This is a genomic window from Pseudomonas sp. TE3895 (assembly GCF_056278855.1).
Genome location: NZ_JBWBQE010000001.1, coordinates 1,343,499 through 1,366,740, shown reverse-complemented (window position 1 = coordinate 1,366,740; position 23,242 = coordinate 1,343,499). Strand labels below are relative to the sequence as shown.

The 23,242-nt window shown below is 61.8% G+C and carries 20 protein-coding genes and 1 pseudogene; 15 read left to right on the top strand and 6 right to left on the bottom strand.

Features of this window, described 5'->3' with window-relative positions:
- Positions 1 to 71: 71 nt before the first annotated feature.
- Positions 72 to 1,070, top strand: a complete 999-nt coding sequence (locus ACZ889_RS06020; protein WP_054888494.1) for an alpha/beta hydrolase family protein — start codon at positions 72 to 74, stop codon at positions 1,068 to 1,070.
- A 27-nt stretch (positions 1,071 to 1,097) separates the two neighbouring features.
- Here the strand turns inward: ACZ889_RS06020 and ACZ889_RS06015 are convergent, their stop codons facing one another.
- The 3 genes from ACZ889_RS06015 to ACZ889_RS06005 are packed head-to-tail and all read right to left on the bottom strand — an operon-like array spanning position 1,098 to position 3,554.
- Positions 1,098 to 1,865 (bottom strand): TerB family tellurite resistance protein, encoded by a 768-nt coding sequence (locus tag ACZ889_RS06015; RefSeq protein ID WP_476258012.1) that lies wholly within the window; start codon positions 1,863 to 1,865, stop codon positions 1,098 to 1,100.
- A 1-nt stretch (position 1,866) separates the two neighbouring features.
- Positions 1,867 to 2,538, bottom strand: coding sequence for an N-acetylmuramate alpha-1-phosphate uridylyltransferase MurU (gene murU / locus ACZ889_RS06010; protein ID WP_003255553.1), 672 nt, complete (start codon positions 2,536 to 2,538; stop codon positions 1,867 to 1,869).
- The gene (locus ACZ889_RS06005; RefSeq protein ID WP_011953308.1) at positions 2,535 to 3,554 is read right to left on the bottom strand and encodes an aminoglycoside phosphotransferase family protein; all 1,020 of its coding nucleotides are present in this window, start codon (positions 3,552 to 3,554) and stop codon (positions 2,535 to 2,537) included. Before ACZ889_RS06005 ends, murU begins: the two co-directional genes overlap by 4 nt.
- A gap of 130 nt (positions 3,555 to 3,684) precedes the next feature.
- Between ACZ889_RS06005 and ACZ889_RS06000 the strand changes: the two are divergent.
- From ACZ889_RS06000 to ACZ889_RS05950, 11 genes and pseudogenes are all read left to right on the top strand, one after another.
- Positions 3,685 to 6,493: pseudogene (locus ACZ889_RS06000) on the top strand (LPS-assembly protein LptD).
- Positions 6,468 to 7,793 carry a peptidylprolyl isomerase SurA gene (gene surA / locus ACZ889_RS05995; protein ID WP_019750284.1) on the top strand — a complete coding sequence of 442 codons (1,326 nt, stop codon included), beginning with the start codon at positions 6,468 to 6,470 and terminating at the stop codon, positions 7,791 to 7,793. The pseudogene ACZ889_RS06000 and the gene surA overlap by 26 nt, the downstream one beginning before the upstream one ends.
- Positions 7,790 to 8,779 carry a 4-hydroxythreonine-4-phosphate dehydrogenase PdxA gene (pdxA, locus tag ACZ889_RS05990; RefSeq protein ID WP_003255557.1) on the top strand — a complete coding sequence of 330 codons (990 nt, stop codon included), beginning with the start codon at positions 7,790 to 7,792 and terminating at the stop codon, positions 8,777 to 8,779. Before surA ends, pdxA begins: the two co-directional genes overlap by 4 nt.
- The gene (rsmA, locus tag ACZ889_RS05985; RefSeq protein ID WP_003255558.1) at positions 8,776 to 9,579 is read left to right on the top strand and encodes a 16S rRNA (adenine(1518)-N(6)/adenine(1519)-N(6))-dimethyltransferase RsmA; all 804 of its coding nucleotides are present in this window, start codon (positions 8,776 to 8,778) and stop codon (positions 9,577 to 9,579) included. The genes pdxA and rsmA overlap by 4 nt, the downstream gene beginning before the upstream one ends.
- Positions 9,580 to 9,776: 197 nt before the next feature.
- On the top strand, positions 9,777 to 10,157 hold the full coding sequence (gene apaG, locus ACZ889_RS05980) for a Co2+/Mg2+ efflux protein ApaG (RefSeq protein ID WP_003255559.1): 381 nt from the start codon (positions 9,777 to 9,779) through the stop codon (positions 10,155 to 10,157).
- The gene (locus ACZ889_RS05975; protein WP_004576191.1) at positions 10,157 to 11,023 is read left to right on the top strand and encodes a symmetrical bis(5'-nucleosyl)-tetraphosphatase; all 867 of its coding nucleotides are present in this window, start codon (positions 10,157 to 10,159) and stop codon (positions 11,021 to 11,023) included. The genes apaG and ACZ889_RS05975 overlap by 1 nt, the downstream gene beginning before the upstream one ends.
- 14 nt (positions 11,024 to 11,037) lie before the next feature.
- Positions 11,038 to 11,370 (top strand): thiosulfate sulfurtransferase GlpE, encoded by a 333-nt coding sequence (gene glpE / locus ACZ889_RS05970; RefSeq protein ID WP_476257245.1) that lies wholly within the window; start codon positions 11,038 to 11,040, stop codon positions 11,368 to 11,370.
- A gap of 282 nt (positions 11,371 to 11,652) precedes the next feature.
- Positions 11,653 to 13,575: a PrkA family serine protein kinase gene (locus ACZ889_RS05965; protein WP_003255563.1), complete on the top strand. Its 1,923-nt coding sequence runs from the start codon at positions 11,653 to 11,655 to the stop codon at positions 13,573 to 13,575.
- 155 nt (positions 13,576 to 13,730) lie between these two features.
- Positions 13,731 to 15,002: a YeaH/YhbH family protein gene (locus tag ACZ889_RS05960; RefSeq protein WP_003255564.1), complete on the top strand. Its 1,272-nt coding sequence runs from the start codon at positions 13,731 to 13,733 to the stop codon at positions 15,000 to 15,002.
- Positions 14,999 to 16,567, top strand: coding sequence for a SpoVR family protein (locus ACZ889_RS05955; RefSeq protein ID WP_003255566.1), 1,569 nt, complete (start codon positions 14,999 to 15,001; stop codon positions 16,565 to 16,567). Before ACZ889_RS05960 ends, ACZ889_RS05955 begins: the two co-directional genes overlap by 4 nt.
- A gap of 55 nt (positions 16,568 to 16,622) precedes the next feature.
- Positions 16,623 to 17,729: a multifunctional CCA addition/repair protein gene (locus tag ACZ889_RS05950; protein ID WP_476257244.1), complete on the top strand. Its 1,107-nt coding sequence runs from the start codon at positions 16,623 to 16,625 to the stop codon at positions 17,727 to 17,729.
- 247 nt (positions 17,730 to 17,976) lie between these two features.
- On the opposite strand, the gene folK is transcribed toward ACZ889_RS05950, so the two are convergent.
- Entirely contained in the window at positions 17,977 to 18,486 is a 510-nt protein-coding gene (gene folK / locus ACZ889_RS05945; protein ID WP_010951738.1) for a 2-amino-4-hydroxy-6-hydroxymethyldihydropteridine diphosphokinase, read from the bottom strand.
- Positions 18,477 to 18,833 (bottom strand): dihydroneopterin aldolase, encoded by a 357-nt coding sequence (gene folB / locus ACZ889_RS05940; protein ID WP_003255570.1) that lies wholly within the window; start codon positions 18,831 to 18,833, stop codon positions 18,477 to 18,479. Before folB ends, folK begins: the two co-directional genes overlap by 10 nt.
- Positions 18,834 to 18,907: 74 nt before the next feature.
- On the opposite strand from folB, the gene plsY reads away from it, so the two are divergent.
- Positions 18,908 to 19,477 carry a glycerol-3-phosphate 1-O-acyltransferase PlsY gene (gene plsY / locus ACZ889_RS05935; RefSeq protein ID WP_014589441.1) on the top strand — a complete coding sequence of 190 codons (570 nt, stop codon included), beginning with the start codon at positions 18,908 to 18,910 and terminating at the stop codon, positions 19,475 to 19,477.
- 17 nt (positions 19,478 to 19,494) lie between these two features.
- On the opposite strand, the gene tsaD is transcribed toward plsY, so the two are convergent.
- On the bottom strand, positions 19,495 to 20,520 hold the full coding sequence (gene tsaD, locus ACZ889_RS05930; protein WP_021782705.1) for a tRNA (adenosine(37)-N6)-threonylcarbamoyltransferase complex transferase subunit TsaD: 1,026 nt from the start codon (positions 20,518 to 20,520) through the stop codon (positions 19,495 to 19,497).
- A gap of 204 nt (positions 20,521 to 20,724) precedes the next feature.
- Between tsaD and rpsU the strand changes: the two genes are divergently transcribed.
- Together rpsU and dnaG are read left to right on the top strand one after the other, a co-directional pair.
- The gene (gene rpsU, locus ACZ889_RS05925) at positions 20,725 to 20,940 is read left to right on the top strand and encodes a 30S ribosomal protein S21 (RefSeq protein WP_003255575.1); all 216 of its coding nucleotides are present in this window, start codon (positions 20,725 to 20,727) and stop codon (positions 20,938 to 20,940) included.
- 304 nt (positions 20,941 to 21,244) lie between these two features.
- Positions 21,245 to 23,227, top strand: a complete 1,983-nt coding sequence (gene dnaG / locus ACZ889_RS05920) for a DNA primase (RefSeq protein ID WP_010951735.1) — start codon at positions 21,245 to 21,247, stop codon at positions 23,225 to 23,227.
- Positions 23,228 to 23,242 lie beyond the last annotated feature (15 nt).

Here is a 23,242-nt window from a genome sequence, read left to right as displayed (position 1 = left end):
GGCCATGCAGCATGGCCGTCACGGGCAAATACTATTAGGCTGCCGGTTTCATTCTGGCCTTGGGTTGACTCATGTCCACACTTTATCGCACGACGCTGGCAATGTGCTGCCTGGCCTCGGTCCTTCCACTCGGCGCCCTGGCCGCCGATGCCGAAAAACCACCTGCAAATACCATGGCACCGGCTGCCGAGGCCCCACGCCCACCCTTGCTGGAACGCAGCCAGGAGGATGCACTGGCGCTGGAGCGGCTGCTGCCCAAGGCTGAGCAGCAGACCCTGCAGGCCGGTGCCGACAGCTTCCTGGCCCTGTGGAAGCCGGCCAACGACAACGATCCGCAAGGGGCGGTGATCATTGTCCCCGGTGCAGGCGAAACGGCCGACTGGCCAAATGCAGTCGGCCCACTGCGGCAAAAATTCCCGGATATCGGCTGGCACAGCCTCAGCGTAAGCCTGCCCGACCTGCTCGCAGACAGCCCGCAAGCACGGGTCGAAGCCACACCACCGGTAGCGCCTGCGCCAGACAAAGGCGAAAGCGCACCGGTCAAGGACGTACCGGCCGACGCCAACGCCAACGTGGCCCAAGCCACCGCGGCCGATGCCGACACAGCAGAAAGCACCGATGCCGAACAAGCCAGCGAGCAGGCCGACCCGGCAGATGCCGAACGCATCTTCGCCCGCCTGGATGCCGCCGTGGCGTTCGCCCAACAACACAATGCCCGCAGCATCGTACTGATCGGCCATGGTAGCGGTGCATATTGGGCGGCGCGCTACCTGAGCGAGAAGCAGCCACCGCAGGTACAAAAACTGGTGATGGTCGCTGCACAGACCCCTGCACGGGTGGAGCAGGACCTGGAAAGCCTGGCCCCAACCTTGAAGGTACCCACGGCCGATATCTACTACGCCACCCGCAGCGCTGACCGCAACGCAGCCCAGCAACGGCTGCAGGCCAGCAAGCGGCAGAAGGATAGCCAGTACCGACAATTGTCATTGATTGCCATGCCAGCAAACAAAGCGGCGGAACAAGAGCAATTGTTCCGCCGGGTGCGGGGGTGGATGAGCCCTCAGGGCTGAGTTCGGCTTGATCCTTGTGGCGGGGCGTCAAAGGCCGCGCCGCTTGCGGATCATGGCATAGGCCTGGTGCAACTCACGGGTGCGTGCGGTCGCTTCACGCACCTGCGCCTCGCTGGCACCAGTACCCGCCAGCTTGTCCGGGTGATGCCGACTGACAAGCCGACGATACGCCTGCTTGACCTTATCGGTGTCGGTGTCTGCGTCCACCGCCAGCAAGCGCAACGCTGCCGCGTAGGTCATGGGCACGCTTTCTGCGCCCGTGGCCTTGCGCGGCTCGTACTCCAGCGACATGGCCTGCACCTGGCGTCGGCTCATGCCCAGCTTCTGCCCCCAGTCGAGCAGCAGCTCACGCTCCTTGTTGCCCATCTTGCCGTCAGCCCAGACCATGCGCCAACAGGCCCGCAAGGTACCTTCCGCCGCGTGGGGCTGCTGACTGATGCGCCGCAGGTGCCCGCCAAGCCGGTCCTTGCCCGCCTTGCCACGGTTGAACGCATTGATGGCGCGCAGCCGGGCTGCCTCGGCCAGGTCCAGGCGCACCATCTCCTGACGCGCCTGCTCGATATGCTGCTCGGCTACCCGGCCATCGCACTTGGCCAGACGCCCGAGCATCACGAACAACAACTCGTCATCGCGTAATGCGGGGCGCCCACCCAGGCGTTCGCGCATGTCTTCCCAGCCTTGCAAGCGCAGCCGGCGGTCAATGGCCTGCCCAAGCAACGCACCGAGCAAGGCACCCGGTATGCTCGCAACGGCAAAGCCGGCACCCACACCTATCACCGTGCCTGGCCACCACATGTCAGGCGCGCTCGCCAATCAGAGACTCAGCCTCGGCCAGGCGTTCAAGCGTGCCAACATCCACCCAGTGCCCACGGTAGTGTTCGCCAGATACCTTGCCGGCCGCCATCGCCTGGCGCAGCAACGGTGCCAGCTTGAAGGCACCCGCCTGGCAACCTTCGAACAGCGCCGGGTGCAGCACAGAAATGCCGCTGAAGGTCAGCGTGCCTGGCGCGTCATCGCCGTCAACGACCTGCTCGCCCATCAGGCGGAAGTCACCGCGGCCGTGATGGCCAGGGTTGTCGACCAGCACCAGGTGAGCCAGGCCTTGCAGGGGAGCCTGCAAACGCGCGAAGTCGTAGTCGGTCCACACATCGCCATTCACCAGCAGGAACGGCGCCTCACCCAACAAAGGCAGGGCCTTGAAGATGCCGCCGCCGGTTTCCAGCGGTTCACCTTCAGGTGAATAGCGGATGCTCAGGCCGAAGCGGCTACCGTCGCCCAGATGGTCCTCGATCTGCTGGCCAAGCCAGGCATGGTTGATCACCACTTCGGTCACGCCCGCTGCCGCCAGGGCGCGCAGGTGGTACTCGATCAGCGGCTGGCCGGCGACCGGGACCAACGGTTTTGGGGTGTGCAGGGTCAGCGGGCGCATGCGCTCGCCCTTCCCCGCAGCCAGGATCATGGCCTTCATGCACGCGCTCCGGCCTGCAACTCGGCAATCAGCTCACCCAGCTCCGCCAATTCGGGCCGGCGACCGATCACTTCATTTATATAGGCGAAGAAACGCGGCACGTCGCCCAGGTAACGCGGCTTACCGTCGCGGTGGCAGATACGGGCGAAGATGCCGATCACCTTCAGGTGCCGCTGCACGCCCATCAGGTCACTGGCGCGGTGGAAGGCTTCGAACTCGGCGTGCACCGGGATGCCAGCCGCCTGTGCCCGCTGCCAGTAGTCGCTCAGCCAGCCTTCGACCCGCGCCTGCGGCCAGCTGACAAAGGCGTCCTTGAACAGGCAGGTAATGTCGTAGGTGACCGGGCCGTATACCGCATCCTGAAAGTCCAGCACACCAGGGTTGGGGGTGCTCTGCATCAGGTTGCGCGGCATGTAGTCACGGTGTACCAGCACCTTGGGTTGCGCCAGGGCGCTGTCGATCAGCAACTGGCTGACGCGCTGCCAGGTGGCCTTCTGTGCATCGGTGAAGGTCAGGCCCAGCTCACGCCCAACGTACCATTCGGGGAACAGTTCCACTTCACGGCGCAGCAGGGCGTCATCGTAGCTGGGCAGCGGCGCGTCCATCGGCAAACGCTGGAACTTCAGAAGGGCATCGATGGCGTCGGCGAACAGGCCATCGGCGTTGTCGGCATTGATGATGTCAAGGTATGTCTGAGTGCCCAGATCTCCAAGCAACAAAAAGCCGCGTTCCAGGTCCTGGGCGTGGATCAGCGGCACATGGACGTCAGCGCTGGCCAGCAGGTGGTCGATGGCGACGAACGGTCGGCAGTTCTCCTGCGGGGGGGGCGCATCCATGATCACGAAACTGTGGCCAGCGCCCTGCCAGCGGAAATAGCGGCGGAAGCTGGCGTCGCTGCTGGCAGCGGTCAAGCTGCCTGCAGGCACCTCGCCCCAGGCGTTGTCACGGAAAAGATCATTGAGCTGTTCATCGAGCCAGACCGTCAGTTGTTGCAGGCGTACATCGTGTTCAGGCATTGCAAGGGTCTCCGACGGCCCTAGCCGTCAAGCGGGTCATGCTTTATTATCCAGCATCTTTTTCAGACCATCGAGAGGCGTGCGGCCCCACACGCGGGCAGATGGCACGCAGGAAGCCCGGACTAATAAGATGGCATTGAAATCCCCCGCGTTTCGTAGAAAAGTTTCCGTTGCTGGTAACCGGCGGTCTGCTGGCCCTGCAACCTCTGGCCACCTCATACGTAGTGGCAGCCGAACAGTTCGACTGCCAAGTGTCCGCCGCCGGTGGTTGGGACTGCAAGCCCAAAACCCCAGTCAACAACTTGCCACCGCGCCCGGTGCACGAAGGTGCAGCCGTCAGCTCCGGTACCGAAGCGGCGGGCGAAGCCGAAACTGCGGACCGGCCCGTGCTGGTTACCGAGGCCAAGGGCCGTGGTCTGAAGTCGCGCAGCGAAGACTACAGCCACCTGGACTGGGTTCCGCGTGAAAAGCTCACCGCCGCGCAGCTGGCTGAAACCGGCCCGTACTGCGGTGGCGCGTATATCGAGCCAACCCGCCCGGGCATGGCCGACACCACGCCGAAGGACGAGTCGCCAACCTACATCAATGCCAAGGTATCCAAGTACCAGCAGGAGCAGCAGGTCGCTACCCTCGCCGGTGACGTGGTAATGCGCCAGGGCAGCATGCAGGCCGAAGCCGACGAGGCCAACCTCTACCAGGCCGAAAACCGTGGCGAGCTCAAGGGCAACGTCAAGATCCGTGACAACGGTTCGCTGGTGGTCGGTGACGAGGCCCAGATCCAGCTCGACACTGGCGAAGCCCAGGTCGACAACGCCGAATACGTGATGCACAAGTCGCACATCCGCGGCAGTGCCCTGTACGCCAAGCGTGGCGAAAACGCCATCATCCGCCTCAAAGACGGTACGTACACCACCTGCGAACCGGGCAGCAACGCCTGGCAGCTGAAGGGCAACAACATCACCCTGAACCCGGCCACCGGTTTCGGTACTGCGACCAACGTTACGCTACGGGTCAAGGATTTCCCGGTGTTCTATACACCGTACATCTACTTCCCGATTGACGACCGTCGCCAGTCCGGTTTCCTGCCGCCGTCGTTCAGCACCAGCAGCGACACCGGCTTCATGCTGGTCACGCCGTACTACTTCAACCTGGCGCCTAACTACGACGCCACGTTGTACCCGCGTTACATGGCCAAGCGCGGCCTGCTGATGGAAGGCGAGTTCCGCTACCTGACACCTTCCAGCGAAGGCCAGTTCGGCGGCGCCTACCTGAACGACAAGAACGACGACCGCAAAGATCAGACGGATTACAAAGATCAGCGCTGGATGGTCAACTGGCAGCACAAGGGTGGCCTGGACGAACGCCTGATGACCGAGGTGGACTACACCGACATCAGCGACCCGTTCTACTTCCAGGACCTGGAATCTGACCAGATTGGCGTGGAAAGCCGCGACTTCCTGAATCAGCAGGGTGCATTGACCTACCGGGGCGATAGCTACACCGCGCGGCTGAACGTACATGCCTATGAGGCGGCGACCATTTCGCAGATCACGCCTTATGATCGACTGCCGCAGATTACCCTCAATGGCGTACTGCCTTCTCAGCCAGGGGGGTTGAACTTCGCTTACGAAACCGAGGCCGCGCGCTTCGAACGTGACTTGAAGAACGACACTGTGTTCGACAAGGACGGCAACCTGGACCTCACAGCGGGGCCCGATGGTCGTCGGCTTGACGAAAATATTCAAGGTATCGAGCGGGCCAACGGCACGCGCCTGAATGTCGCGCCGTCAATCAGCTATCCAATGACAGCCAGCTATGGGTTCCTCACACCCAAGCTGAAATATGCCTACACCCAGTACGATCTTGATCTGGACAGCAAAGGCAAAGCCGATGCAATCGCCTTGCAAACCGCCAATCCAGACGCGTACGGAAGCTACGACAGCTCTGTTAGCCGCGACGTGCCAATCTTCAGCGTCGACAGCGGCCTGTACTTCGACCGCAACACCTCGCTGTTTGGCAACAATTACCGTCAAACCCTCGAACCGCGCATGTTCTACCTCTATGTTCCGTACAAGGACCAGAAGGACATCCCGCTGTTCGATACGGGTGAAACCCTGTTCAGCTACGACTCGCTGTTCCGCGACAACCGCTTCAGCGGCACTGACCGTATCGGCGACGAAAACAAACTGTCGCTGGGCGTGACCACACGCTGGATCGAAGACAACGGCTTCGAGCGCCAGAACTTCAGCATCGGCCAGGCCTACTACTTCAAAGACCGCAAGGTCCAGCTGCCAGGCATCGACTACCGCACCCGCAAGGACGCGCAGTCCGATGTATCGCCATACGCCCTGGTGTACAACTACTACTTCAACCGCGACTGGCGCCTCAATTCGGACTTCAACTGGGACCCGGACAGCCGCAGCACCCGCTCGGGCAGCGCGATGTTCCACTACCAGCCTGAAGACAACCCGAACAAGATCGTCAACCTCGGTTATCGCTACCGTAACGACACCATTGCCTACGACTCGACCACGGGTACCTGGAAAGTGGGCGGCGGTGACTATGGCACCCCGGGCGATCCGAACTACATCAAGGATTACTACAAGATCCAGCAGCACGACTTCTCGGTCATCTGGCCGATCGTGCCGCAATGGAACGTTATCGCTCGCTGGCAGCATGACTACAACCGCAACCGTACCCTGGAAGCCATGGGTGGTTTCGAATACGACAACTGCTGCTGGAAGCTGCGCCTGATCAACCGTTACTGGATCGACTACGACGATTTCAGCCAGGCCCTTCCACAGAACGAAAAAGGCGACCACGGTGTCTTCCTTCAGATCGTCCTGAAAGGCCTCGGCGGCGTAGTTGGCAACAAGGTCGAGTCTTTCCTCGACCAAGGCATTCAAGGTTACCGTGAACGTGAAGACCAAGCTTATTGATCGTCTGCGCCCAGTGTTGCTGGGCGTCGCTTTGCTGAGTGGCGCGGTGCATGCCGCGGTGCAACCTCTTGATCGCGTGGTGGCTATCGTCGACAACGACGTGGTCATGCAAAGCCAGCTGGACCAGCGTGTCCATGAGGTCCAGCAAACCATCGCCAAGCGCGGCGGCGGCGTGCCGCCGACCAGCGCCCTGGAACAGCAGGTACTGGAACGCCTGATCGTCGAGAACCTGCAGTTGCAGATCGGCGAGCGCTCTGGCATCCGCATCACCGACGAAGAGCTGAACCAGGCCATTGGCACCATTGCCCAGCGCAATGGTATGTCGCTGGACCAGTTCCGCGCGGCACTGGCCCATGACGGCCTGTCGTTCGACGACGCTCGCGAGCAGGTCAAGCGCGAGATGATCATCAGCCGCGTGCGCCAACGCCGCGTTGCCGAACGCATTCAGGTGTCCGAGCAGGAAGTGAAGAACTTCCTGGCCTCGGACCTGGGCAAGATGCAGATGTCGGAAGAGTACCGCCTGGCCAACATCCTTATCCCGACCCCGGAAGCCGCCAACTCGGACGATATCCAGAAGGCTGCGCGCAAGGTCGGTGACGTTTACCAGCAACTGCGCCAGGGTGCTGACTTCGGCCAGATGGCGATTGCCAACTCGGCCAGCGAAAACGCCCTGGAAGGCGGCGAGATGGGCTGGCGTAAAGCCGGTCAGCTACCACCCGACTTCGCCAAGATGCTCAGCAGCATGCCGGTGGGCGAAATTACCCAGCCTATTCGCATCCCCAACGGCTTCATCATCCTCAAGCTCGAGGAGAAGCGCGGCGGCAGCGAGAACGTACTGCGTGACGAAGTGCATGTACGCCACATCCTGATCAAGCCAAGCGAGATCCGCAGCGAGGCGGCCACCCAGCAGCTGGCCGAGCGCCTGTACGATCGGATCAAGAACGGCGAAGACTTCGGCGAACTGGCCAAGAGCTTCTCGGAAGACCCGGGTTCGGCACTCAACGGCGGCGACCTCAACTGGGTCGATCCGAACAGCCTGGTACCGGAGTTCCGTGAACAGATGGCCAATGCCCAGCAAGGCGTAGTGACCAAACCGTTCAAGACCCAGTACGGCTGGCACGTTCTGGAAGTGCTGGGCCGCCGCGCCACCGACAGCACCGAGCAGGCTCGCGAACAGCAGGCCCTGAGCGTACTGCGCAACCGCAAGTACGACGAAGAGCTGCAAACCTGGCTGCGCCAGATCCGCGACGAAGCCTACGTTGAAATCAAGCTGCCTGGCGCTGACCAGGCCGCCCAGTGAAGCCCCTGCGCTTCGCCGTCACCCCCGGCGAGCCGGCCGGCATAGGCCCCGACCTGTGCCTGCTGCTCGCCGCAGACGCCCAGCCCCACCCCCTGATCGCCATCACCAGCCGTGACCTGCTCGCCGAGCGGGCCACGCAGCTGGGGCTGGCCGTCAGCCTGCTGCCGGTAGCCCCGGGCCAATGGCCTGACCTCCCGGCACCCGCAGGTAGCCTGTACGTCTGGGATACCCCCTTGGCGGCTCCGGTGGTGCCAGGCCAGCTGGACAAGGCCAACGCAGCGTTCGTGCTGGAAACCCTGACCCGCGCTGGGCAAGGCTGCCTGGACGGGCACTTCGCCGGGATGATCACGGCCCCGGTTCACAAGGGAGTGATCAACGAAAGCGGTATCGCCTTTTCCGGGCATACCGAATTCCTTGCCGAACTGACCCGCACCGCACAAGTGGTAATGATGCTGGCCACCCGCGGCCTGCGCGTGGCCCTGGTGACCACGCACCTGCCACTGCGTGATGTTGCCGACGCTATCACTGCAGAGCGCGTCGAACGTGTAACCCGCATCCTGCATGCCGACATGCGCGACAAGTTCGGCATTGCCAACCCGCGTATCCTGGTGTGTGGCCTCAACCCGCACGCGGGCGAGGGCGGCCACCTGGGCCGCGAAGAAATCGACATCATCGAGCCGACCCTGGCCCGCCTGCGCACCGAAGGCATGGACCTGCGCGGGCCGCTGCCGGCCGATACCCTGTTTACCCCCAAATATCTGGAGCACTGCGATGCGGTGCTGGCGATGTACCACGACCAGGGCCTTCCCGTACTCAAGTACAAAGGCTTCGGCGCAGCAGTGAACGTGACCTTGGGCCTGCCAATCATCCGCACGTCGGTTGACCACGGCACCGCCCTGGACCTGGCCGGCACTGGCAAAGTCGACACCGGCAGCCTGCGCGTCGCACTGGAAACCGCCTACCAGATGGCCGAGAACCGACCATGAACGAGCAATACCAACACCGGGCGCGCAAGCGCTTCGGCCAGAACTTCCTGCACGACGCCGGTATCATCGACCGCATCCTGCGTGCCATCAACGCCAAGGCCGGCGAACACCTGCTGGAAATCGGCCCGGGCCAAGGCGCCCTGACCGAAGGCCTGCTGGGCAGTGGCGCACAGCTGGACGTGGTGGAGCTGGACAAAGACCTGGTGCCGATCCTGCAGCACAAGTTCGCTGATCGCAGCAACTTCCGCCTGCACCAGGGCGACGCCCTGAAGTTCGACTTCAACCAGCTGGGCGTGCCGCCGCGCAGCCTCAAGGTGGTTGGCAACCTGCCCTACAACATCTCCACCCCGCTGATCTTCCACCTGCTCAGCCACGCCGGGCTGATCCGCGACATGCATTTCATGCTGCAGAAGGAAGTGGTCGAGCGCATGGCCGCCGGCCCTGGCGGCGGTGACTGGGGGCGCTTGTCGATCATGGTGCAGTACCACTGCCGCGTGGAGCACCTGTTCAATGTCGGCCCTGGTGCCTTCAACCCACCCCCGAAAGTGGATTCGGCAATCGTCCGCCTGGTGCCGCACGAAGTGCTGCCGTTCCCGGCCAAGGACCACCTGCTGCTGGAGCGTGTCGTTCGCGAAGCGTTCAACCAGCGCCGCAAGACGCTGCGCAACACCATGAAAGGCCTGCTGGACAGCGCCGCCATCGAGGCTGCCGGCGTTGATGGCAGCCTGCGCCCTGAACAGCTCGACCTGGCAGCCTTCGTGCGCCTGGCTGACCAGCTGGCTGATCAGCAACAAGCCTGATTTAGCCCGTTCCGGCCTCTTCGCGGGCCACAAGGGATCGCACAACCCTCAAATCCTGTGCGACCCCTTGTAGGAGCGGGTTTACCCGCGAAGAGGCCGGCACAGACAACACACCCCCCAAGCCCGATCACCGCTGGCCCTCCCCCCTCCCAATGGCCTAGACTGCATTATTGCGTCAGTTCGCCCAAGGCCCTTGCATGTCCGACCCCCGCTATCAAATCGACGTCAGCGTCGTGACCCGCTACCTGAAAGAACAATCCGACCCCGAAAACAGTCGCTTCGCTTTCGCCTACACCATTACCGTGCAGAACAACGGCTCGCTCAGCGCCAAGTTGCTGTCGCGCCACTGGCTGATCACCAACGGTGACGGCGAGGTAGAGGAAGTCCGCGGCGCCGGTGTGGTCGGCCAGCAACCCAACATCGACCCAGGCCAGAGCCACACTTACAGCAGTGGTGCCGTCATCAGCACCCGCGTTGGCACCATGCAGGGCAGCTACCAGATGTTCGCCGAAGACGGTAAGCGCTTCGACGCCGAGATTGCCCCCTTTCGGCTGGCAGTGCCCGGAGCGCTGCACTGATGGCCACCTACGCCGTCGGTGACCTGCAGGGCTGCCTGCAGCCACTCAAATGCCTGCTCGATCGCGTCAGTTTCAACCCCGCCGTCGACCGCCTGTGGCTGGTCGGCGACCTGGTCAACCGCGGCCCCGAGTCACTGGAAACCCTGCGCTTCCTGTATTCGATCCGTCATTCACTGGTCTGCGTGCTGGGCAACCATGACCTGCACCTGCTGGCCGCCTGGCACAACGTCGAGCGCCTCAAGAAAAGCGACACACTGCGCGAGATCATCGAAGCGCCGGACGCCGACCAGCTGTTCGACTGGCTGCGCCAGCAGAAGCTGCTGCATTACGACGAGCCCCGCGGCATCGCCCTGGTTCATGCCGGCATACCGCCACAATGGACCCTTGGCAAAGCCCTGGAGCTCGCTGCCGAGGTCGAGGAAGTGCTGCGTGACGACACCCGCCTGCAGCTGTACCTCGACGGCATGTATGGCAACGAGCCGAACAAGTGGAGCAAGAACCTCGCCGGCGTCGAACGCCTGCGGGTCATCACCAACTACTTCACCCGCATGCGCTTCTGCACGGCCGATGGCAAACTCGACCTCAAGAGCAAGGAAGGCCTGGGTAGCGCGCCCAAAGGCTACAAAGCCTGGTACGCGCACAAGGACCGCCGCTCACGCCACGTGAAGATCATCTTTGGCCATTGGGCCGCTCTGCAGGGTGAGGTCACCGAGCCCGACGTCATCGCCCTGGACACTGGCTGCGTATGGGGCGGCGCCATGACCCTGTACAACGTCGACAGCGGCGAATACCACCGCTGCGACTGCGCCGACGACGGCACCCTGCGCCAGCCGGCACAACCCACTACACTCAACGACCACACCTGAAGGAAGTAGTACCCATGAGCGAATTCAAGCGCATCCCTCCTGAGCAGGCCTTGGAGCTTCGCAAGAAAGAAGGTGCGGTCGTCGTCGACATTCGCGACCCGCAGGCCTTCGCCGCCGGCCACATCACCGGCGCCCGGCACCTGGATAACCACTCGGTCGCCGATTTCATCCGCAACGCCGACCTCGACGCGCCAACCCTGGTGGTCTGCTATCACGGCAATTCCAGCCAAAGTGCTGCTGCCTACCTGGTAGGCCAGGGTTTCTCCGACGTTTACAGCGTGGACGGCGGCTTCGAACTGTGGCGCGCGACCTACCCGGCCGAGACCGCCCAGGGCAAGGCTGAATAATTTTTTATTTTCCCCTGCAGCCCGTGCCCCGCGCGGGCTTGCGGCTTATCTGACGAACGGTCGTTCGTAACTTCTGCCTTTCTCGCCCCTTTACCTTGCAGATAACCAACTACGCTTAAGCTCAGGCCATCCAAAAAGGGGAGAGCCGGTACACCGGCGTGCGGGTCATCGGTAGCGTTACAGGGTGTTCTGGGGGGTATACAGCAATCGGCCAACCCGGTTGCATGCCAGCATCAGCTGACTGATCCGGCGTCGTCTCCACGTATCGAGCGAGGTGACGTCATGAGTATTTTTAGCCACTTCCAACAACGTTTCGAGTCTACGCGCCAGGAAGAACTCTCGCTGCAGGAGTACCTCGAGCTGTGCAAAGAGGATCGCAGTGCCTACGCATCGGCGGCCGAACGGCTGTTGCTGGCCATCGGTGAGCCAGAGCTGATCGACACCTCTACCAACTCCAGGCTGTCGCGCATCTTCTCCAACAAGGTTATCCGCCGCTATCCGGCCTTTGCCGACTTCCATGGCATGGAAGAGTGCATCGACCAGATCGTGTCGTACTTCCGCCACGCCGCCCAAGGCCTGGAAGAGAAGAAACAGATCCTCTATCTGCTGGGCCCGGTAGGCGGCGGCAAGTCCTCGCTGGCGGAAAAACTCAAGCAGCTGATGGAAAAGGTGCCGTTCTACGCGATCAAGGGCTCGCCGGTATTCGAGTCACCTCTGGGCTTGTTCAATGCCACCGAAGATGGGGCCATTCTCGAGGAAGAGTTCGGCATCCCACGGCGCTACCTCAATACCATCATGTCGCCTTGGGCCACCAAGCGCCTGCAGGAGTTTGGCGGGGACATCTCCAAGTTCAAGGTGGTGAAGCTGTACCCGTCGATTCTTAACCAGATCGCCATTGCCAAGACCGAACCCGGCGATGAAAACAACCAGGACATCTCGGCCCTGGTCGGCAAGGTCGATATCCGCAAACTTGAGGAATACCCACAGAACGACGCCGATGCTTATAGCTACTCGGGCGCGCTGTGCCGGGCCAACCAGGGCCTGATGGAATTCGTCGAAATGTTCAAGGCGCCGATCAAGGTCCTGCACCCCTTGCTCACCGCCACCCAGGAAGGCAACTACAACAGTACTGAAGGCCTTGGGGCGATTCCCTATACCGGGATTCTGCTGGCGCACTCCAACGAATCGGAGTGGCACACCTTCCGTAACAACAAGAACAACGAAGCGTTCATCGACAGGATCTATATCGTCAAGGTGCCGTACTGCCTGCGGGTCAGCGATGAAATAAAGATCTACGACAAACTGCTGGTCAACAGCTCGCTGTCCAAGGCCCACTGTGCGCCAGATACGCTCAAGATGCTGGCTCAGTTCACGGTGCTTTCCCGCCTGAAAGAGCCAGAGAACTCCAATATCTATTCCAAGATGCGCGTTTACGACGGGGAAAACCTCAAGGACACCGATCCAAAGGCCAAGTCGATCCAGGAATACCGGGACTCTGCGGGTGTCGACGAAGGCATGAACGGCCTGTCGACGCGCTTCGCCTTCAAGATCCTGTCCAAGGTGTTCAACTTCGACCCACACGAAATTGCCGCCAACCCGGTGCACCTGCTGTATGTCCTCGAACAGCAGATCGAACAGGAACAATTCCCGGCTGAAGTGCGCGAACGCTATCTGCGCTACCTGAAGGAATACCTGGCACCGCGCTACATCGAGTTTATCGGCAAGGAAATCCAGACCGCCTACCTGGAGTCCTACAGCGAATACGGCCAGAACATCTTCGACCGCTACGTGTTGTATGCAGACTTCTGGATCCAGGATCAGGAATACCGCGACCCGGAAACCGGCGAAATTCTCAACCGCATTGCGCTCAACGAGGAACTGGAAAAGATCGAGAAACCGGCTGGCATCAGCAACCCGAAAGACTTCCGCAACGAGATCGTCAACTTCGTACTGCGCGCACGCGCTAACAACAATGGCAAGAATCCAAGCTGGCTGAGTTATGAAAAGCTGCGGGTCGTAATCGAGAAGAAAATGTTCTCCAACACCGAAGACCTGCTGCCGGTCATCAGCTTCAACGCCAAGGCCAGCAAAGAGGACCAGAAGAAACACAACGACTTCGTCACCCGGATGGTGGAGCGTGGCTATACCGACAAACAGGTGCGCCTGCTGTCGGAATGGTACCTGCGGGTCAGGAAATCGCAATAAAGCGGCAAGCTACGAGCCGCAAGCTGCAAGCTGCCTGGCGTTGGCATTGCTGCCCGCGTCACAGCTTGCAGCGGCGGTGGCTGCTCTTTCTTGCAGCTTGAAGCTTGTGGCTTGCAGCTTGTGGGTTGCAGCTGCATCCAGTCACCGGAGGGACCATGAGCTACGTTATAGACCGACGCCTGAACGGCAAGAACAAGAGCACGGTCAACCGCCAGCGCTTCCTGCGGCGGTACCGCGAACATATCAAGAAGGCCGTCGAAGAGGCGGTGAGCCGCCGTTCCATCATGGATATGGAACACGGCGAGCAGATCAGTATTCCCGGGCGCGACATCGACGAACCCGTCTTGCATCATGGTCGTGGGGGCAAACAGACCATCGTGCATCCTGGCAACAAAGAGTTCACTGCCGGTGAACACATCCCACGGCCGCAAGGCGGTGGAGGCGGTGGCGGTCGCGGCAAGGCCGGCAATTCCGGCGAGGGCATGGACGAGTTCGTCTTCCAGATCACCCAGGAAGAATTTCTCGAATTCATGTTCGAAGACCTTGAGCTACCCAACCTGGTCAAACGTCACCTGACTGGCGCCGATACCTTCAAGACTGTTCGCGCCGGCATCGCCAACGAAGGCAACCCGTCACGCATCAACATCGTGCGCACCCTGCGCTCGGCCCATGCCCGGCGTATCGCCCTGACCGGCAGCAGCCGCGCCCTGCTGCGCGAAGCACAAAAGGAACTCGATCGCCTGCGGGTCGAAGAGCCAGACAATTTCACCGATATCCAGGAAGTCGAACAGGAAATCGAGCGCCTGAAGGCACGTATCAACCGCCTGCCCTTCCTCGACACCTTCGACCTCAAGTACAACCTGCTGGTCAAGCAACCCAACCCCAGCTCGAAGGCAGTGATGTTCTGCCTGATGGACGTATCCGGCTCGATGACCCAGGCCACCAAGGACATCGCAAAGCGCTTCTTCATCCTGCTGTACCTGTTCCTCAAGCGTAACTACGAGCGCATCGAAGTCGTGTTCATTCGCCACCACACCAGTGCCCGGGAAGTCGATGAAGAAGAGTTCTTCTACTCGCGGGAAACCGGCGGCACCATCGTCTCCAGTGCCCTCAAGCTGATGCAGGAGATCATGGCCGAGCGTTACCCGGCCAGCGACTGGAACATCTATGCCGCGCAGGCTTCTGATGGCGACAACTGGAACGACGACTCGCCCATCTGCCGCGACATCCTCTCCAAACAGATCATGCCGCATGTGCAGTACTACACTTACGTTGAGATCACCCCCCGTGAACACCAGGCGCTGTGGTATGAATACGAGCGTATCGGAGATGCTTTCCCCGACACGTTCGCCCAGCAGCAGTTGGTATCGGCCGGCGATATCTACCCGGTCTTCCGTGAACTCTTCCAGCGCAGGTTAGCCACATGACCGCCAGAGCACAGAGACGCCAACCCATTTCCACTGGGTCCGAGTGGACGTTCGAGCTGATCCAGACCTACGACCGGGAAATCAGCCGCCTGGCCGAGCGTTACGCCCTGGACACCTACCCCAACCAGATCGAGGTCATCACTGCCGAACAGATGATGGACGCCTACGCCTCGGTCGGCATGCCGCTGGGCTACCACCACTGGTCCTACGGCAAGCAGTTCCTCAGTACGGAAAAGTCCTACAGCCGCGGCCAGATGGGCCTGGCCTACGAGATCGTGATCAACTCCGACCCTTGTATCGCCTACCTGATGGAAGAAAACACCATGTGCATGCAGGCACTGGTGATTGCGCACGCGTGCTACGGCCATAACAGTTTTTTCAAAGGCAATTACCTGTTCCGTACCTGGACTGACGCCAGTTCGATCATCGACTATCTGGTGTTCGCCAAGCAGTACATCGCCCAGTGCGAGGAGCGCCACGGTATCGATGCTGTGGAGGACTTGATCGACTCCTGCCATGCCCTGATGAACTACGGTGTCGACCGCTACAAGCGGCCTTACCCTATTTCTGCCGAAGAAGAGCGGCGCCGGCAACAGGAGCGCGAAGAGCACCTTCAGCGTCAGATCAACGACCTTTGGCGGACAATTCCGAAAAACGCCGAAAAGGGCAACGACCGCGATGAGGGGCGCTTCCCCGCCGAACCGCAGGAAAACATCCTGTATTTCATCGAGAAGAACGCCCCGCTGCTTGAACCCTGGCAGCGTGAAGTAGTGCGCATCGTGCGCAAGATCGCCCAGTACTTCTACCCGCAGCGCCAGACCCAGGTCATGAACGAAGGCTGGGCAACCTTCTGGCACTACACCCTGATGAACGACCTGTACGACGAGGGGCTGATTACCGAAGGCTTCATGATGGAGTTCTTGCAGTCGCACACCAGCGTGGTGTTCCAGCCCGGCTTCGACAGCCCGTACTACAGCGGCATCAACCCCTACGCGCTGGGGTTTGCGATGTACACCGACATCCGCCGCATGTGCGAAAACCCCACCGAAGAAGATCGCCACTGGTTCCCCGACATTGCCGGCAGTGACTGGCTTTCTACCATCAAGTTCGCCATGAGCAGCTTCAAGGACGAGAGCTTCATCCTGCAGTATCTGTCGCCCAAGGTGATGCGCGACCTCAAGTTGTTCAGCATCCTCGATGACGACCAGCGCGACGACCTGCTGGTGCCCGCCATCCATGATGAGGCCGGTTACCGGGTGATTCGGGAGCAGCTGGCAGCGCAGTACAACCTGGGCAACCGTGAACCGAACGTACAGATCTGGAGCGTCGACCGCCGCGGAGACCGCTCGCTGACCCTGCGACACCAGCAACACAACCGCAAACCGCTGGGCGACTCGACCGACGAAGTGCTCAAGCACCTGCATCGCCTGTGGGGCTTCGATATCCACCTGGAGACCGTGCAAGGCGAGCAAGTGATGAGTACTCACCACATGCCGCCGCGCGGCGAGCATAGCGAAAGCGCCGACTACGGCCGCATGGACCTGGCTGTTATCCACCACCTCTGATGCAACCCCATGACCGCCGACGGGTTATCCTGTCGGCAGTTATGGAGAGCTGCACATGCACATCTACAAAGTTGGCGGCGCCGTGCGCGACCGCCTGCTCGGCCGCCCTGTCAGCGATATCGACTGGCTGGTGGTGGGCGCCACCGTCGAAGAAATGCTCGCCAAGGGCTATCGGCCGGTGGGTGCCGATTTTCCGGTGTTCCTGCACCCGAAAACCGGTGAGGAATACGCCCTGGCGCGCACCGAGCGCAAGAGTGGCCGAGGCTACGGCGGGTTCACTTTTCACGCCAGCCCCGACGTAACCCTGGAAGAGGACCTGATCCGTCGCGACCTCACCATCAATGCGATGGCCGAGGATGAGGCCGGCACGGTATATGACCCCTACCAAGGCAAGCAAGACCTGGATAAACGCCTGCTACGCCACGTTTCCCCGGCATTCGCCGAAGATCCTTTGCGCGTGCTGCGTGTTGCACGCTTTGCTGCCCGTTACGCACCACTGGGGTTCCGGGTTGCCGATGAAACCTTGGCGCTGATGCGCCAGATCAGTGCCTCGGGCGAACTGCAGGCACTCACTGCCGAGCGCAGCTGGAAGGAAATCGAGCGCGCGCTGATGGAGGTGCAACCGCAGGTATTCTTCAAGGTGCTGAGCGCGTGTGGGGCCCTGCAGGAGCTGCTGCCTGAGCTCGATGACAGCTCCCGGACATTGGCGGCGCTGGAGCAGGCAGCGGTGCACGAACAACCGCTGCACGTGCGCTGGGCCTGCCTGTTGCGGGGGTTGGCACCGACATCGATCAAAGCCGTCAACCAGCGCCTGAAGGCACCGCGTGAGTGCCAGGAACTGGCCATGCTGACAGGGGAATGCCTGGCGCAGGGCAATCAGGCGCTCGAACTGCCTGCCACGGCACTGCTGGAGCTGTTGCAGAAGTTCGATGTTTACCGACGGCCGCAGCGATTTGAGGATTTTCTGACCGTTTGTGAGATGGCGGCGCGGGGCGATGGCGAGCAGGGTTACCCACAGGCCGATTACCTGCGAGGCGCAGCAGCGGCGGCGCGAGCGGTGGATGTGAAACCGTTGGTGCAAGCCGGGCTCACGGGGCAGGCACTGGGCGAAGCACTCAAAGGTGAACGGCTGAAAGCGCTCGAAGCTTACCAGCGCGGTTAGACCTACCGGCCTCTTCGCGGGTAAACCCGCTCCTACAGGGGCACACATCAAGGGCTGGGCACAGCCCGCTGTAGGAGCGGGTTTACCCGCGAAAGGGCCGGGCCTGCTGGCCAATTTCCACCCGCTGTTCACCGTCGCAGCCGCCACCGTATTCGCGGGTAAACCCGCTCCTACAGGGGGCACACATCAGAGGTTGGGCTCAGCCCGTTGTAGGAGCGGGTTTACCCGCGAAGAGGCCGATACAGGCTTAAGCGGGCGTCAACTGCAACCCGCGCCACTCAAAGGCGACCGGGGCCAGTACCTGATCGATCTGCGCTTCCTGCCACAGCTGCGCCATGCACTTGCCCACCCCCGGATGCACCAGGTCGGGTGCCAGCAACGACAGCGGCCACAGCACAAAAGCGTTCTTCAGGATCTCGGCACGGGGCAATACCAGCCCATCGAAGGTACCGTGCAAATCGTCATACATCAGCACGTCGATATCCAGCGGCAACCCTTTGCGGTCCGGGGCATAGCGGCCATTGTCGGCCTCGATGAACTTCAGCCGGCGGTCCAGCTCGATCAACGGCAACGCGGTTTGCCCGGTCACCACGAAGTTGATGAACGGCCCGCTCTTGATGCCCACCGCCTGGCTTTCGAATGCCGGCGAACAGCGCATGTCGGTCAGGATGCCAGCCAACGCATCGAGCCCGGCGCACAAATGCGCCTCACGGTCGATATTGCTGCCCAAGCCCAGGTAAACCGTGCTCAAAGACATCCGCGCTCGATCTCCACGCCTACACCACCACGGGCCGCCGGCACCGCGCCCGGCTTGGTCAGCTTCAAGCGCACCCAAGGGATGTGGAACTCGTCCATCAGGGTGGCCACCAGGCGCTCGGCAAATGTTTCAACCAGTTCGAAACGGGCCTGTTCGGCAAACGCCTGGATGCGCGCCGACACACTGGCGTAATCCAGCGCCAGGCTCAGGTCGTCTCCGGCGGCGGCCGGGCGGTTGTCCCAGGCAAAGCTCAGGTCCAGGCGCAAGCACTGGCGAATATCCCGCTCCCAGTCATAGGCACCGATAACGGTATCGACTTCCAGGCCTTCGATGAACACTCTGTCCAAGCACTTCTCTCCACAGCACGACAAGGGCGACTGGCGCCGTTAGAATCAGGGCGTCCTCGCCCGGAATAGTTAGCATGTTTTGGTTACTGGCGTTGCTCGCCTACCTGCTCGGCTCGCTGTCCTTCGCCATTGTTCTCAGCCGCCTCTCGGGCAGCCCGGACCCGCGTTCCAGCGGCTCAGGCAATGCCGGCGCCACCAACATGCTACGCCTGGCAGGCCGTAAACTGGCGATCCTGACCCTGCTAGGCGACCTGTGCAAGGGCCTTTTGCCGGTATTGCTCGCCCGCGCTGCCGGGCTGGACCTGCATGCGCAGGCCTGGGTGGGCATATGCGCGGTGCTGGGCCACCTGTTCCCCCTGTACTTCCGTTTCAAGGGCGGCAAGGGCGTGGCGACGGCTGCCGGCATGCTCATGGGCCTGTATTTCCCGGCCGCGCTGCTGGCCATCGGCGCCTGGCTGCTGACCTTCTACCTCACGCGCACCAGCTCACTGGCCGCACTGATTGCCACGCCACTCACCTTGCCATTGCTGGCCTGGCGCGAGCCCGAAGCCCTGCTGCCGATCAGCGTACTGACAGTGATGATCGTGTGGCGCCACCGCAACAACCTGCGCGACTTGTTTGCAGGGCGCGAACGGCATTTCTGAACCTTCGACACGCTACCTTACAGCGGCGGCAACTGTTCCATCGGCCAGCGTGCCTGCACGCTGATCGCCAGGTCTTGCTGCTGCCCGGCCAGTAGGCGCTGGCAACCGGCGTAGGCGATCATCGCACCATTGTCGGTACAGAATTGCGGGCGCGCGTAGTACACGTTGCCCTTGATGCTACCGAGCATGTCCTCCAGGGACGCGCGCAGGGCCTTGTTGGCACTCACGCCACCCGCGATGACCAGCCGCTTGAGGCCGGTCTGCTTGAGCGCCCGCTTGCACTTGATGGTCAAAGTCTCCACCACCGCCTGCTGGAATGCCAGGGACAGGTCGCAACGGGTTTGCTCACTGTCGTCGCCAGCATTCTTGCATTGCTGCCAGGTGTTCAGGGCAAAGGTCTTGAGGCCACTAAAACTGAATTCCAGGCCTGGACGATCGGTCATTGGCCGCGGGAACACGAAGCGCCCGGCCACACCTTGTTCGGCCAGACGCGCGATTTCCGGACCACCCGGGTAATTGAGGCCGATCAGCTTGGCGGTCTTGTCGAACGCTTCACCGGCAGCATCGTCCAGGCTCTCGCCCAACAGTTCGTACTGACCGATGCCATCGACCCGAACCAGCTGGGTATGGCCACCGGAAACCAACAAAGCGACGAACGGAAACTCTGGCGGGTTTTCTTCCAGCATGGGTGCCAGCAGGTGACCCTCCATGTGATGCACACCGATCGCCGGGATGTCCCAGGCAAAGGCCAGCGCCTGGGCGCAGGAAGCGCCCACCAGCAAGGCGCCGACCAGGCCGGGGCCCGCGGTGTAGGCGATGGCGTCGATTTCGGTGGCAACGCAACCTGCCTCGTCCAGCACCTGGCGGATGAGCGGCAGCATGCGCTTGACGTGATCACGCGAGGCAAGCTCGGGCACCACGCCGCCGAAGACGCGGTGCAGGTCGATCTGGCTGAACAGTGCGTCGGCCAACAAACCGCGTTCACTGTCGTATAATGCGACGCCGGTTTCGTCGCAGGATGTTTCCAATCCCAGTACTAGCATGGGCTCGTCCCTTGTGGGGGCTGAATTCGAAGCCGCGCATGATAGTCCCCGTGTCGGGTGCCGACCAGCGGTTTTCGATCAGAGGCTTTGCATTCCGGCTTGCTAAGGGTTAACATCCGCAACCCTTGAAAACCGACGTTCTCCAGCACACCTTTGTTTTGCCAGGAGCACGTCTACCCCGGTAATGAATTAAGGTAGCCCTGGATGCCAGCCGTCAAAGTTAAAGAGAACGAACCCTTCGACGTAGCTCTGCGTCGTTTCAAGCGCTCCTGCGAAAAAGCCGGTGTACTGGCTGAAGTTCGTAGCCGCGAGTTTTACGAGAAGCCGACCGCAGAGCGTAAGCGCAAAGCAGCTGCTGCTGTTAAGCGTCACGCCAAGAAAGTTCAGCGCGAACAGCGCCGCGCCGTTCGTCTGTACTAATACAGGCGTTCAACGCAAAGCTTCTGCCCTGCCCGGCTAACCCCCGGGCGATGGCAGTGGTCGTTTCAAACTTGAGCAGCTAGCTCAAGGCCCTGCACAAGCTTCATGCGAACTGCATCATGGGCAACCTGCCTGAAACGTCAGAGCTGGTCCTCCTTGCTGTATGACCAGACGTGCACGTCCGACTGACGAGCCCTTAGGGGCTGGCGACGAGCACACATTCCCTCGCACTTCCCCAAGCAGCACTCGCCCCCTTCGGCGCGTGAGCGATTAGACTTGCCAGTTGCCAGATAACGAGACTGCCATGGCCGGGCTGATTCCCCAGAGTTTCATTGACGACCTGATCAACCGCCTCGACATCGTCGACGTGGTGAGTTCGCGCGTCCAGCTGAAAAAAACCGGCAAGAACTACTCGGCCTGCTGCCCGTTCCACAAAGAAAAAACCCCGTCCTTCACGGTCAGCCCCGACAAGCAGTTCTACTACTGCTTCGGCTGTGGCGCCGGTGGCAACGCCTTGGGCTTTGTCATGGACCACGACAACCTGGACTTCCCCCAGGCCGTCGAAGAACTGGCCCGCGCCGCCGGCATGGAAGTGCCCCGCGAGCAAGGCCGCCGCGACCAGAAGCCGCGCCAGCCCACTGACTCGCCACTGTACCCGCTTCTGGACGCCGCCTCGGAGTTCTACCGCCAGGCCCTGCGCAGCCACCCGTCCCGCAAGGCAGCGGTGGACTACCTCAAGGGCCGCGGCCTGTCCGGGGAAATTGCCCGCGACTTCGGCCTGGGCTTTGCCCCGCCCGGCTGGGACAACCTGCTCAAGCACCTGGGTGCCGACACCCTGCAACAGAAGGTGATGATCGATGCCGGCCTGCTGATCGAGAACGCCGAGAGCGGCAAGCGCTACGACCGCTTCCGCGACCGGGTGATGTTCCCGATACGTGACAGCCGCGGGCGCATCATCGCCTTCGGTGGCCGGGTGCTCGGCGACGACAAGCCCAAGTACCTGAACTCCCCGGAAACCCCGGTGTTCCACAAGGGGCAGGAGCTGTACGGGCTGTACGAGGCGCGCAAGCACAACCGCAACCTCGACGAGATCATCGTCGTCGAGGGCTACATGGACGTCATCGCCCTGGCCCAGCAAGGCCTGCGCAATGCCGTGGCCACCCTTGGCACCGCCACCAGCGAAGAGCACCTCAAGCGCCTGTTCCGCGTGGTGCCCAGCGTGCTGTTCTGTTTTGACGGCGACCAGGCCGGGCGCAAGGCCGCCTGGCGCGCACTGGAATCGACATTGTCGAACCTGCAGGACGGCCGTCGCGCGCGCTTCCTGTTCCTGCCCGAAGGCGAAGACCCGGACAGCCTGGTGCGCGCCGAAGGTACCGACGCCTTCATGGCCCGTATCAACCAGCATTCCCAACCGCTGGCCGACTACTTCTTCGAGCAACTTGGCGTAGAAGCCGACCCGCGCTCGCTGGAAGGCAAGGCGCATATGGCGACCTTGGCCGCACCGTTGATCGAAAAGATCCCCGGCGCCAACCTGCGTCAGCTGATGCGCAACCGCCTGAAGGAAATCACCGGCCTCGACCCGCAGCAGGTCGAGCAGTTGGCGCAGCAAGCGCCGGCGACCAGCAGCATGCCGGACTACGACCCTGGCTACGATTACGACGCCATGGCCAGCTACACCCCCGACTATGGCGACATGCCGCAGCACGACTATGCCCCCGTTCATCAGGAGCAGGCATGGAAACCCAACAAGGGGGGCAGCAAGAAGCCGTGGAGCGACAAACCCTGGGACAAGAACCGCAAGGGCGGCAAGCCCTGGCAGCAACGCGACGAAGCACCTCCCCGCGTGCCAGCACCGGTCGAGCCGCCCACCCTGGCCGCCCTGCGCACCCTGCTGCACCACCCACTGCTGGCCGGCAAGGTGGAAGATGCCAGCCACTTCGCCGACGAAGAACACCTGTACAGCCAGCTGCTGGTGGCGTTGATCGAAGCCGCGCAGAAAAATCCTGGGCTAAGCTCAATGCAGTTGATCGCACGTTGGCATGGCACCGAACAGGGCCGCCTGCTGCGGGCCCTGGCGGAAAAGGAATGGCTTATCGTGGCCGACAACCTTGAACAACAGTTTTTCGACACTATAACTAGCTTGTCCGCCCGCCAACGCGAGCGCAGCCTGGAACAACTGCTCAGGAAATCACGTCAAAGCGAATTGACCAGCGAGGAAAAAACCCAGCTCCTCGCCCTGCTGAGCCGAAATGTTCCCGCACAAACGCCGACCTCATCTGGCGCGTGAGGCCCATGCTCGGGT